The 12,122-nt window shown below is 60.8% G+C and carries 12 protein-coding genes; 7 read left to right on the top strand and 5 right to left on the bottom strand.

The window, feature by feature from the left end:
- Positions 1-8: 8 nt before the first annotated feature.
- The gene (locus AC07VV_RS00470; RefSeq protein WP_096822885.1) at positions 9-272 is read right to left on the bottom strand and encodes a DUF2790 domain-containing protein; all 264 of its coding nucleotides are present in this window, start codon (positions 270-272) and stop codon (positions 9-11) included.
- 306 nt (positions 273-578) lie between these two features.
- On the opposite strand from AC07VV_RS00470, the gene AC07VV_RS00465 reads away from it, so the two are divergent.
- Together AC07VV_RS00465 and AC07VV_RS00460 are read left to right on the top strand one after the other, a co-directional pair.
- Complete coding sequence (locus AC07VV_RS00465; protein WP_085708690.1) at positions 579-1,319, top strand: response regulator; 741 nt, start codon at positions 579-581, stop codon at positions 1,317-1,319.
- A complete protein-coding gene (locus AC07VV_RS00460; protein ID WP_495034809.1) occupies positions 1,316-2,623 on the top strand; it encodes a sensor histidine kinase in 1,308 nt (435 codons plus the stop codon). The genes AC07VV_RS00465 and AC07VV_RS00460 overlap by 4 nt, the downstream gene beginning before the upstream one ends.
- A gap of 59 nt (positions 2,624-2,682) precedes the next feature.
- On the opposite strand, the gene AC07VV_RS00455 is transcribed toward AC07VV_RS00460, so the two are convergent.
- Together AC07VV_RS00455 and AC07VV_RS00450 are read right to left on the bottom strand one after the other, a co-directional pair.
- Complete coding sequence (locus AC07VV_RS00455; protein ID WP_495034808.1) at positions 2,683-3,432, bottom strand: HvfC family RiPP maturation protein; 750 nt, start codon at positions 3,430-3,432, stop codon at positions 2,683-2,685.
- On the bottom strand, positions 3,425-4,264 hold the full coding sequence (locus AC07VV_RS00450; RefSeq protein ID WP_495034807.1) for an HvfB family MNIO-type RiPP peptide maturase: 840 nt from the start codon (positions 4,262-4,264) through the stop codon (positions 3,425-3,427). Before AC07VV_RS00450 ends, AC07VV_RS00455 begins: the two co-directional genes overlap by 8 nt.
- Before the next feature lie 1,346 nt (positions 4,265-5,610).
- Between AC07VV_RS00450 and AC07VV_RS00445 the strand changes: the two genes are divergently transcribed.
- Complete coding sequence (locus AC07VV_RS00445) at positions 5,611-6,657, top strand: class I SAM-dependent methyltransferase (protein WP_495034806.1); 1,047 nt, start codon at positions 5,611-5,613, stop codon at positions 6,655-6,657.
- Positions 6,658-6,737: 80 nt separating this feature from the next.
- Complete coding sequence (locus tag AC07VV_RS00440; protein WP_495034805.1) at positions 6,738-7,580, top strand: NAD-dependent protein deacetylase; 843 nt, start codon at positions 6,738-6,740, stop codon at positions 7,578-7,580.
- 10 nt (positions 7,581-7,590) lie between these two features.
- On the opposite strand, the gene AC07VV_RS00435 is transcribed toward AC07VV_RS00440, so the two are convergent.
- Positions 7,591-8,469 carry a LysR family transcriptional regulator gene (locus AC07VV_RS00435; protein ID WP_495034804.1) on the bottom strand — a complete coding sequence of 293 codons (879 nt, stop codon included), beginning with the start codon at positions 8,467-8,469 and terminating at the stop codon, positions 7,591-7,593.
- 265 nt (positions 8,470-8,734) lie between these two features.
- On the opposite strand from AC07VV_RS00435, the gene AC07VV_RS00430 reads away from it, so the two are divergent.
- Genes AC07VV_RS00430 through AC07VV_RS00420 form a run of 3 tightly spaced genes read left to right on the top strand, consistent with a single transcriptional unit; the run spans position 8,735 to position 11,316 of the window.
- On the top strand, positions 8,735-9,433 hold the full coding sequence (locus tag AC07VV_RS00430; protein WP_495034803.1) for a CoA transferase subunit A: 699 nt from the start codon (positions 8,735-8,737) through the stop codon (positions 9,431-9,433).
- Between the two features lie 24 nt (positions 9,434-9,457).
- Complete coding sequence (locus tag AC07VV_RS00425; protein ID WP_007956272.1) at positions 9,458-10,123, top strand: CoA transferase subunit B; 666 nt, start codon at positions 9,458-9,460, stop codon at positions 10,121-10,123.
- A gap of 11 nt (positions 10,124-10,134) precedes the next feature.
- Positions 10,135-11,316, top strand: a complete 1,182-nt coding sequence (locus tag AC07VV_RS00420) for an acetyl-CoA C-acetyltransferase (RefSeq protein WP_495034802.1) — start codon at positions 10,135-10,137, stop codon at positions 11,314-11,316.
- A gap of 106 nt (positions 11,317-11,422) precedes the next feature.
- On the opposite strand, the gene AC07VV_RS00415 is transcribed toward AC07VV_RS00420, so the two are convergent.
- On the bottom strand, positions 11,423-12,088 hold the full coding sequence (locus AC07VV_RS00415; protein ID WP_495035912.1) for an NADPH-dependent F420 reductase: 666 nt from the start codon (positions 12,086-12,088) through the stop codon (positions 11,423-11,425).
- Positions 12,089-12,122: the final 34 nt, after the last annotated feature.

The raw sequence follows: 12,122 nt of genomic DNA, 5'->3' as shown, positions 1-12,122 counted from the left end.
GTGGCGGATCAGTTCTGGTTGTCGCAACCGTCGGCGAATTTGCTGTAGTCGAGAACGCGGGTCTGACCGGCCGAATCGAGGTAAGTCATACGGGCGTCGACGATGCCGCAGGTCATCGATTTGTCCTCTTTCATCGAGATCACTTTCTGGATGTCCAGATGCGTGCCGTAGGTGTAGGTTTGCGGAGCGGCAACCGCTTCGGCACGGGCCGACAGGGTGCAGATGTTCAGGGCGGCAAACAGGCAGGCGGCGATTACGGATTTGTTGTTCATGGCGATTTCCTCAAGGCTTCAATGGGCAGGTCGTTGATTGAGCCGAGGCGCTGTGGTGTGCCTCGATGGAGCTCATTTAAAGCTCGCGAGGTATCCCGTCTGTGTCGGGAAACGGCAGGTATAAATCGCTACGTATCTCTGGCGCCGAGGGATACACAGCGATACAAAACCCTGAAAAGATCGTGATTTTGCGTCCCCGTGTATCCGTCGTTGCGGCAGATACACTGCAATACAAAGGCAGGCAGGCGAGCCCGCGCGGGCTCTATAGACTGCGAGACATTCCCCCCTTGATAGAGGTTTGGCTCCATGGATCATGTCGATCACATTCTCATCGTCGACGACGACCGCGAGATTCGCGAACTGGTTGGCAATTACCTGAAGAAGAACGGCCTGCGCACCACCGTAGTCGCCGATGGCCGGCAGATGCGCAGCTTTCTGGAAGCCAACACCGTCGACCTGATCGTGCTCGATATCATGATGCCGGGCGATGACGGCCTGCTGCTGTGCCGCGAACTGCGCGCCGGCAAACACAAGGCCACGCCGGTCCTGATGCTCACCGCCCGCAACGACGAAACCGACCGCATCATCGGCCTGGAAATGGGCGCCGACGACTACCTGACCAAGCCTTTCGCCGCCCGGGAACTGCTGGCGCGGATCAACGCAGTGCTGCGCCGCACACGGATGCTGCCGCCCAATCTGGTGGTGACCGAAAGCGGCCGTTTGCTGGCGTTCGGTCGCTGGCAGCTCGACACCTCGGCCCGGCATCTGCTGGATACCGACGGCACCATGGTCGCCCTGAGCGGTGCGGAATACCGTTTGCTGCGGGTGTTCCTCGATCATCCGCAACGGGTGCTGAGCCGCGATCAATTGCTCAACCTGACCCAGGGCCGCGACGCCGATCTGTTCGACCGTTCCATCGATCTGCTGGTCAGCCGTTTGCGCCAGCGTCTGCTGGACGATGCCCGCGAACCGGCCTACATCAAGACCGTGCGCAGTGAAGGTTATGTGTTCTCGCTACCGGTTGAAATCCTCGGAGCCCCCGCATGACGTTTGCCCTGCACTGGCCGCGTACCCTGGCCTCACGGTTGTCGCTGATTTTCCTGATCGGTTTGCTGCTGGCGCAGGCGCTGTCGTTCGGGGCGCAGTATTACGAGCGCTATGAAAGTGCGAAAAACACCATGCTCGGCAACCTGGAAACCGACGTCTCGACCTCGATCGCGATCCTCGACCGCCTGCCCGCCGACGAACGCCCGATGTGGCTCGAACGCCTGGCCCGGAACAACTACGGTTACCTGCTGAGCGAAGGCGAACCGGGCACGCCGATCGGCCCCGGCGACGTGCCGATTGCCGTCACCTCGATCACCGATGCCATCGGCGAAGCCTACCCGCTGACCTTCACCGACATTCCGGGGCCGAAAAAGCACTTTCAAGGCCATTTGCGCCTGAGCGACGGCAGCCCGGTGACCATCGACGTGCGACCTTCGATGGTGCCGCTGTCGCCGTGGTTACCAGTGGTATTGCTCGGGCAACTGGCGTTGATGATTGCCTGTACCTGGTTGGCGGTACGCATCGCCATCCGCCCGCTGACTCGCCTGGCCAATGCGGTGGAAACCCTCGACCCCAACGCCCACCCGATCAATCTGGACGAAAAGGGCCCGAACGAAGTGGCCTATGCCGCCCGTGCGTTCAACACCATGCAGGCACGGATCGCCGCGTACCTGAAGGAACGCATGCAATTGCTGGCGGCGATTTCCCACGACCTGCAAACCCCGATCACCCGGATGAAACTGCGCGCGGAGTTCATGGACGATTCGGCGGAAAAGGACAAACTGTGGAACGACCTCGGCGAGATGGAGCATCTGGTGCGTGAAGGCGTGGCCTATGCGCGCAGCATCCACGGCTCGACCGAAGAAAGTCGGCGCACCAATCTGGATTCATTCCTCGACAGCCTGGTGTTCGACTATCAGGACATGGGCAAGGAAGTGCAATTGAGCGGCAAGAGCGATGCCGTCATCGACACCCGTCCCCACGCCTTGCGCCGGGTGCTGGTCAACCTGACCGACAACGCACTGAAATTCGCCGGCGCTGCCGAACTGCACGTCGAGCGCAAACACACCGAGCTGTCGATCAAAGTCATGGATCGAGGCCCTGGCATTGCCGAAGAGGAACTGGCACAGGTAATGGAGCCGTTCTACCGCGTGGAAAACTCACGCAACCGCAGCACGGGTGGCACCGGGCTGGGTCTGGCGATTGCCCAGCAACTGGCGATGGCTCTGGGTGGTTCGCTGAATCTGAGCAACCGTGACGGTGGCGGGTTGTGTGCAGAGCTGAAGTTGCCGCTTCAGGCCTGAGACAAACAAAAAGACCCGGGGAGCTATCTTGCCCCCCGGGTCTTTTTTTGTTTGTGGGCTCAGTTGATTCCGATCACGCCGTCCTCATGCATCTGTTGCAACAACGCTAAACCACTGTCCATGAACGATGCTGTTCCCGGCAAACCCGCTTCCATCGCCAACCCTTCCAGTTGTTCACGACCGCTCAGCGCAGGGAACTCGCCAATGCGCTGCAACAACCGCCACGCCAACGGACTCAACTCGGAAAACTTCACACTGAAATCCACCGCACGCCGTACCAGCAACAAGGTTGGCTGGGCCGGTGGTGTAGACGGTTGATGATCCGGACTGAGGACTTGCACCGGCCACGCATACGCCAATGGCCACGCCAGCGCCGAAACCTGCAATGGCCGCTCCACCAGCAACGCGGGATCACTTGACGGCAGCGGTTCGGCGTCGGACTGCTGCAACACCATTTCCACCCACTCGTAATGCGCCAGCTCCACCAGAAACGCCGGCCACTCGCCCACGCTCAATACGGCGGGCTCCGACGCGAGGTAACCGACAAACTCCTCGGCGATCTCGCTGAATTTCGGTGTCTGCGCCCGGTAGTCCCGAAGAAAGCCACGAATCAGGGTGCGCCAGCGTTGCTCGCCGATGATCCGGATCAACACCGGAAAGGTCCCGCCCAGCAGTTGCGAGACATTGTTGAACACCAGGTCCCGATAGACATTGACCCGCGCCGCGTTCATGTCGGCCGGTGGCGTCTGGTTCTCGGGATCGCGCAGGTAGCGAGTCAGCGCCCGTTGTTGCTGCTCAAGGTTATCCACGTTGGCCTCCCTGATTCTGCAAGCGGCGAATAGTCTGCAACTCCGCCACCAACTCGGAGAATGCCGGGAGGTTGAAGTCGCGTTCGAGCAGGGTCGGCTGGGCGCCAAAGCGTGCATAGGCGTCCGCCAGCAGCGACCAGACCACAGGTTTCACCGACGCGCCGTGGGTGTCGATCTTCAGCGTGTCGGACTCGTCGAAATGCCCGGCCACGTGCATCCCGACCACCCGTCCCGATTCGATCCCGGCGAGAAACGTCAGCGGGTCGAAACCGTGGTTGATCGAGTTGACGTAGACGTTATTGACGTCCAGCAGCAGGTCGCAATCGGCCTCGCGCAGCACAGCGTTGGTGAAGGTCACCTCGTCCATGTCCTGCCGGGGCGCGGCGTAATAGGAAACGTTTTCCACTGCCAGGCGCCGGCCGAGGATGTCCTGGGCCTGACGAATCCGCGCAGCCACGTGACGCACCGCCTCTTCGTTGAACGGCAATGGCAACAGATCGTAGAGATGGCCGTCGTCGCTGCAATAGCTCAAGTGTTCGCTGTACAGCGGCACGTTGTAATGATCGAGAAACACCCGGACTTCCCGGAGGAAGTCGACGTCCAGCGGCGCCGAACCGCCGAGCGACAACGACAAACCGTGGCAGGACAACGGAAAGCGCTCGGCCAGTTCGCGCAGCGCGGCGCCATGGGCACCGCCGACGCCGATCCAGTTTTCCGGGGCGACTTCGAGAAAGTCGAAATCGCCGGTACGGGCGGCTTGAAGATCCTTCATCAGGCCGCGACGCAGGCCGAGCCCGACGCTGGCCTGCAAGGTGGGGTGGGGAGTCTGCATGGGCAAGATCTCTGCTGAGGAGCCGCCGGGCGTGGCGACTGACAGACTCAGTTAAACCGGCAGGTGTATCGCGGCTGTGTGGGCAATGCGCGGGAAGTGGCGGGTTTTGTATCGGTGGCGGGTCTGTACACAATGGGATACAGACCTGCTGCCCTCTTAGTGAGCGGCATGCCTAATACCAAACACGCGACGTTCGAAGCTCGCCCCGGTTCCTGACAGACCGAAGAGTTCAGAGCTTTCGGATGACACCTACAGATGCCGCCGAAATGCCCTACCTTCGCACGAGAATCAGCTGATTTAATTATCATTTTTGACAGATTAATGAGGCAAAAAAAAAACCCGCATCAGTCGAAACTGACACGGGTTTTTCCCCACACCAACGACCGTTACTTCAGGTCGTCAAAGTGGTCTCGCAGGAACTCGTAAAAGCGAAACGCTTTCAACAATCTCCATACGAGGCTCAACGTACGCAAAAAAAGCTTCATACGTTTTGGCCTCCAAGGTTGGGGGCCAAACCTCCAGCGCACTTACCGGATCACGCGTGCCTTTGGAAGAACACGCCAGTACTTCCGGTGAGGCGGCCGGTTGAAATCCCTCCGAAACATCATTCCGGCACGGATGCAAAACCGTGTCAGAGGGCGTGAAATCGTTAGGCCACCAGCCAAACCCTACCGCTGCACCAGGGTGTGAGCGCGCGCATGTTAACCTGGAATCGCAGGTGGTAAGTCTCGGCCCAGTGATTCTCAAACGAAAGAAGCGCGTCTTTTTGTAAACTGTTATTTCTGTCAGTATCGCTCTCCGACATCAAGTACTGAAATCACTGCCCAGTGATCTCTGATACACCTACTTATGGTGGGTAAAAATTACGTTGCAAGAATAGGAAAAGCTCAATAGCATGACCTCCACGCCAGTGCTTCCGGTGAGACGCACTAAGCCTCAGCCGCAATCTGAGGCTTGCTAGAAAACCGCCCCGCAAGGCGGTTTTTTTTCGCCCGCCGTTTGCTCCTGGCGGACATGGGCCGGCGCTCTGTCTTGGCCTCAAAAAGCGAAATCGCCCTGAGTCGCATCGTTTCGCACAGGACAGGAAGCGTCGGCGGAAAATTCGGGAGCCCACGCTAGGCTGGTCTGTGTATCCACGCACCGTCGCGATATACAACGATTCACAGCCTCGAAATCCACGCAGCCCGCTCCCACCGGCACCAACACCGACTAGACTCAATCATTACCCAGTCGAGGGGGACGCAGGACAGCAGTGTCGCCCTGCCCGTTTCCACGACCACCGCCCGGTGGTGAATGCCTCGACCCCCAACACCACCGGACTGTGATCCTTAACAGGAGCACATGACATGGACGAGGCCAGACTCAACGAGTTCATGGGCAAACTGGTCAACGACATGGGCGGCGCGGCGATGCTGGCCAATGTCATCGTCGGCGAAGAACTTGGCTTGTATAAAGCCATGGCCGACAGCCAGCCGATCACCCCGGAAACCCTCGCCGAAAAAACCGCCTGCAACACCCGACTGGTTCGCGAATGGCTGAGCGCCCACGCCGCGTCCGGCTACATGGAACACCTGGACGGCAAATTCCGCCTGCCGGAAGAACAGGCGATGGCCCTGGCCAAGGAAGATTCGCCGGTCTACGTGGCCGGTGGGCTCGGCGTGGTGGCGTCGTTTTTCCACGACAAGGACAAACTGGTCAAAGCCATGCGCGGCAATGGCGCCCTGCCCTGGGGTGATCACCATCCGTGCATGTTCACCGGCACTGAACGGTTCTTCCGCCCCGGCTACAAAGGACATTTGATTGCCGAATGGCTGCCGGCGCTGGAGGGTGTTGTGGCCAAACTCGAAGACGGCGCCAAGGTCGCCGATGTCGGCTGCGGTCATGGCGCCTCCACGGTGATCATGGCCCAGGCTTATCCCAACTCGCGTTTTGTCGGGTTTGATTACCACGCGCCCTCAGTCACCGTTGCCACCCAGCGGGCTGAAGAAGGCGGCGTCAGCAGTCGCGCGAAGTTTTTCCAGGGCTCGGCGAAAAGCTTTCCCGGCGATGACTACGACCTGATCTGCTACTTCGACTGCCTGCACGACATGGGCGACCCTGTCGGCGCGGCGCGGCATGCCTACGATTGCCTGAAGGACGACGGCACCGTGTTGCTGGTTGAGCCCTTTGCCAACGATACGCTGGACGACAATATCAACCCGGTCGGGCGGCTTTTCTATGCAGCATCGACGTTCATTTGCACACCTAACTCGCTGTCTCAGGAAGTGGGCCTGGGGCTCGGTGCGCAGGCCGGCGAGATGCGCCTGCGCAAAGTGTTCAGTGAAGCCGGGTTCAAGCAGTTCCGGCGGGCAACGCAGACGCCGTTCAACCTGATTCTGGAGGCTCGCAAGTAAACGTCGGCACCGGGCGCCTCTTTAAGAGGCGCCCGACAGTGCTAACCTGCAAGGCACTCACAGCCTGCGGAGCGCTGACCATGCTCGACCGCCCCCTCCACGAACATCTCGATTACCTGCAACAGGCCATGGCCGAGGGCGATTTCGTGGTCCTGACCGGCGCCGGAATCAGCACGCCGTCGGGCATCCCCGATTACCGCGACACCAACGGTGTACGCCGGGGCCGACAGCCGATGATGTATCAAGAGTTTCTGTCGGCGCCCGAATCATGCCGCCGCTACTGGGCCCGGGCGATGCTCGGCTGGCCCCGTGTGCGTCAGGCCCAGCCAAACGCGGCTCATGAAGCGCTGGCCAGCTTGCAAAGCCACGGCCGGATAGGCGACCTGATCACCCAGAATGTCGACACCTTGCACGATCAGGCCGGCAGCCACGACGTCATCGAACTGCACGGCAGCCTGCATCGGGTACTGTGTCTGGATTGCGGTTTGCGCAGCGAGCGGGATTCGATTCAGCAATTGATGGAAACGCAGAACCCGTATCTGGCGGGCGTCGATGCGGTGCAGGCGCCGGACGGCGACACCCTGCTCGACCCGGCCTTCGAGGCACGCTTCCAGGTGCCGCATTGTCCGCATTGCGAAGGCGAGCGGATGAAACCGGATGTGGTGTTTTTTGGTGAGAACGTGGCACAGCCCACAGCGGCTCGGGCCATGGCGGCAGCGGAGAATGCTGCCGGGATGCTGGTAGTTGGTTCGTCGTTGATGGCGTATTCGGCGTTTCGCCTGTGCCGGGTGATTGCGGATCGGGGCAAGCCGCTGATTGCGATCAACCTGGGGAAGACGCGGGCGGATGAATTGCTGGATTTGAAGATTGAAGCGTCCTGCGAACAGCTATTGCCACTTCTGACACAACGCCTGACTTCGTGACCTCCGAAGGTCAGTGTTCAGCCTTGAGAATGTCAAAAAGCGCCTGCGCCGCCGCCGACAATTCATTCCCGGAATCAGTCAATACGCCAATCGCCCGCTCCACCACCGGTTCATGCAACGTGAGACACCGCGCGCCCAGCTCACGCATCTGCTCGGCGCACAACGCTGGCACCGCGCTGACGCCCAGCCCACTGGCGACCATCCGCCCGACCGTCGCCAGTTGATGGCTTTCAAACTCCACCGGCAGTTTCATGCCCCGGGCCTGCAAGTGCTCCTCAAGCATCACCCGCACCGTGGACGGTCGTTGCAGGGTGATGAACGGTTCCTGCAGCAAGGTCTGCCAGTCGATGTCGGTGCGCTGGGCCAGCGGCGAATCCTGTGGCACCACCGCGACAAAGCGATCCTTATAAAGAGGCGTGAAGGTCAACGAGGTGTTCTGCATCGGCTCGAACGCCACGCCGAGTTCCACTTGGCGATCGCGGACCATTTCCAGCACTTGTTCGTTGATCACGTCGTTGACCGTCACGTTGACGTTCGGATAGCGCGCACGGAAGGTCTTGAGGATAGGCGGCAACAGATTACCGGCAAACGACGGCATCGCCGCCAGCGTCACTCGGCCGCGTTGCAGACTGAAACGCTGGCGCATTTCGTCTTCGGCGTTGTCCCAGTCGGCGATCAGGCGCCGGGCCAGCGGCAGCAGCGATTCCCCTTCAGGGGTCAGCGCCACGTTGCGCGTATTGCGGCTGAACAGACGCCCGCCCAGCCCCTCCTCCAGCGCCTTGATGGTCAGGCTCAGCGCCGATTGCGACAAGTGCAGACGCTCACAGGCCACGGCAAAGCTCAGGCTCTGGGCCACGGCGAGAAAGGCGCGCATCTGCTTGATGGTCATAACGCTATGCTTCCATATCAGCATTTTGATCGTTCCCACGCTCTGCGTGGGAATGCCTCCGGGGACGCTCTGCGTCCAGTGACGCGGAGCGTCACGGGCTGCGTTCCCACGCAGGAGCGTGGGAACGATCAACAGAGAACCAAGTCCATTGTTGAGCTTTATCAATCAATCAACCTTAAAAATCAACTTAACAAATATATCCCCCGGCGAGACACTCCAACCATTCGGCTAGCCAGCCGCCCGACAAACAATAAAAGAGGTGCATATGGCAGGTTTCGACAAGCGCGTGTATTCCTACGAGGAAGCCATGGCAGGCCTTGAAGACGGCATGACCGTGATCGCTGGCGGCTTCGGCCTGTGCGGCATTCCGGAAAACCTGATCGCCGAGATCAAGCGCAAAGGCACCCGCGACCTCACCGTCGTCTCCAACAACTGCGGCGTTGATGGTTTCGGCCTCGGCGTGCTGCTGACCGATCGCCAGATCAGAAAAGTGGTCGCCTCCTACGTGGGCGAAAACAAACTGTTCGAAGAGCAACTGCTCAAAGGCGACATCGAAGTCGTCCTGACCCCGCAAGGCACCCTCGCCGAAAAAATGCGCGCAGGCGGTGCCGGCATCCCTGCGTTTTTCACCGCCACCGGCGTCGGAACCCCGGTCGCCGAAGGCAAGGAAGTGCGTGAATTCCACGGTCGCAAGTACCTGATGGAAGAGTCCATCACCGGCGACTTCGCCATCGTCAAAGGCTGGAAAGCCGACCACTTCGGCAACGTCATCTACCGCCACACCGCCCAGAACTTCAACCCGCTGGCCGCCACCGCCGGCAAGATCACCGTGGTCGAAGTCGAAGAAATCGTCGAACCCGGCGAACTGGATCCGACACACATCCACACGCCCGGCATCTACGTCGACCGGGTCATTTGCGGCACGTTCGAAAAACGCATCGAACAACGCACCATCCGCAAATAATCCAGGCTGACGGAGAACAAGAACATGGCACTTACCCGCGAACAAATGGCTCAACGCGTCGCCCGCGAAATGCAGGACGGCTACTACGTGAACCTCGGCATCGGCATCCCTACCCTGGTCGCCAACTACATCCCCGAAGGCATGGAAGTCATGCTGCAATCGGAAAACGGCCTGCTCGGCATGGGCCCGTTTCCGACTGAAGACACCATCGACGCCGACATGATCAACGCCGGCAAACAAACCGTGACTGCGCGTATCGGCGCATCGATCTTCAGCTCCGCCGAATCCTTCGCGATGATCCGCGGCGGCCACGTCGACCTGACCGTGCTGGGCGCCTTCGAAGTGGACGTGCAAGGCAACATAGCCTCGTGGATGATCCCCGGCAAACTGGTCAAGGGCATGGGCGGCGCGATGGACCTGGTGGCCGGCGCCGACAACATCATCGTCATCATGACCCACGCGTCCAAGGACGGTGAGTCCAAGTTGCTGAGCCAGTGCAGCCTGCCGCTGACCGGCGCCGGTTGCATCAAGCGCGTGCTGACTGACCTGGCGTACCTGGAAATCGAAAATGGCGCTTTTGTCCTCAAGGAACGCGCACCTGGCGTCAGCGTCGAGGAAATCGTCGCCAAAACCGCTGGTAAACTGATCGTCCCGGATCACGTACCGGAAATGCAGTTCGCTGCCGAGTGAGGAATTCGAAAATGCAAGACGTCGTCATTGTTGCCGCCACGCGTACCGCGATCGGCAGTTTCCAGGGTTCGCTGGCCACCGTATCCGCCGTGGATCTGGGCGCAGCGGTCATCCGCCAGTTGCTTGAGCAGACCGGTCTGGACGGCGCCCAGGTCGATGAAGTGATCATGGGCCAGGTGCTGACCGCCGGCGCCGGCCAGAACCCGGCGCGCCAGTCGGCGATCAAGGCCGGCCTGCCCCACGCCGTACCCGCCATGACCCTGAACAAGGTCTGCGGCTCGGGCCTCAAGGCCCTGCACCTCGGCGCCCAGGCGATCCGTTGCGGCGACGCTGACGTGATCATCGCCGGCGGCCAGGAAAACATGAGCCTGGCCAACTATGTGATGCCGGGCGCACGCACCGGTCTGCGCATGGGTCACGCGCAAATCGTCGACACCATGATCAGCGATGGCCTGTGGGACGCGTTCAACGACTACCACATGGGCATCACCGCCGAGAACCTGGTCGAGAAGTACGAAATCAGCCGCGAGCAGCAGGACGCCTTCGCCGCTGCATCGCAGCAGAAAGCAGCAGCCGCCATCGAGGCCGGCCGTTTTGTCGATGAAATCACCCCGATCCTGATCCCGCAGCGCAAAGGCGATCCGGTGGCGTTCAAGGTCGACGAGCAGCCACGCGGCGACACCACCGCCGAATCCCTGGCCAAACTGCGTCCGGCTTTCAAAAAGGACGGCAGCGTCACCGCCGGCAACGCTTCGTCGCTGAACGACGGCGCGGCCGCAGTCATTCTGATGAGCGCCGAAAAAGCCAAGGCCCTGGGCCTGCCGATACTGGCGAAAATCGCCGCCTACGCCAATGCTGGCGTCGACCCGGCCATCATGGGCATCGGCCCGGTGTCGGCCACCCGCCGCTGCCTGGACAAGGCGGGCTGGAGCATCGGCCAACTCGACCTGATCGAAGCCAACGAAGCCTTCGCCGCACAATCGCTGGCAGTGGCCAAAGATCTGCAATGGGATCTGGACAAGGTCAACGTCAACGGCGGCGCAATCGCCCTCGGTCACCCGATCGGTGCATCGGGCTGCCGCGTGCTGGTGACCCTGTTGCACGAAATGATCAAGCGTGATGCGAAAAAGGGTCTGGCGACCCTGTGCATCGGCGGCGGTCAAGGCGTGGCCCTGGCGCTGGAACGCGCTTAAGCGCAAAAGAGGTTCAACAGCGGGCGGCGGATCCACGACATCCACTGCCCGTTGGCAACAAACCCGGTACGACTCACGTCGCACCGGGTATTTTTTTGCCCAGATTTCAGGCGAACTTCACCAGATTCAGCACCGGCAACGGCCCGCCCGGGAACTGCACCAGTCGCGCGCCCACGCTCAACTCTCCCAGATCGATACCGAAGAAGCCGAGCTGATCGATCAGCGCGCCCACTTCAGCCTTGGCCTGCGCATCATCCCCGGACAGAAACAACACGCGCTTGCCACCCTCCGACGCCGGATCCGCTTCCAGCAAACGCGCCAGCAGATGGTTGAACGCCTTGACCACCCGCGCCCCCGGCACCCACTCAGCGAACACTTCGCTGGACGGCCGCCCCTGCAAATTCACCGGTTTGAACGACGGTGCTTCAATCGAGTTGTTGGCGTCGATGACGATCCGCCCGCCGAAGTCCGGCAACCCGGCCAGCGCCGTCGGCAGTTTCGACCAGTTCACTGCGACCAGCACGATGTCCTGGGCAGCAGCGTCTTCACGGGTAACGGCGCGGGCGGTCGGGCCGAGTTCGGCGACCAGTCCGGACAAGGTCTCCGGCCCGCGACTGTTGGCGATGACCAACGGGATGCCCTGACGCGACAAGGCTTTGGCAAACGCTGAACCGATGGCGCCAGCGCCGATGATTCCGATAGTGCTCATGGTGTTCTCCAGAAAGTGGGGTAAGACTCGAAACCAATCTTGCGCTTGCCATTCCCACTTGATTAGCCGGTAATGCCTTGAATGATCTTCAAGTATC

The organism is Pseudomonas sp. GW821-FHT02C04, from assembly GCF_059421845.1.
The sequence above is the reverse complement of the archived record's forward strand: the minus strand, read 5'-3'. Positions and strand labels throughout refer to the sequence as shown.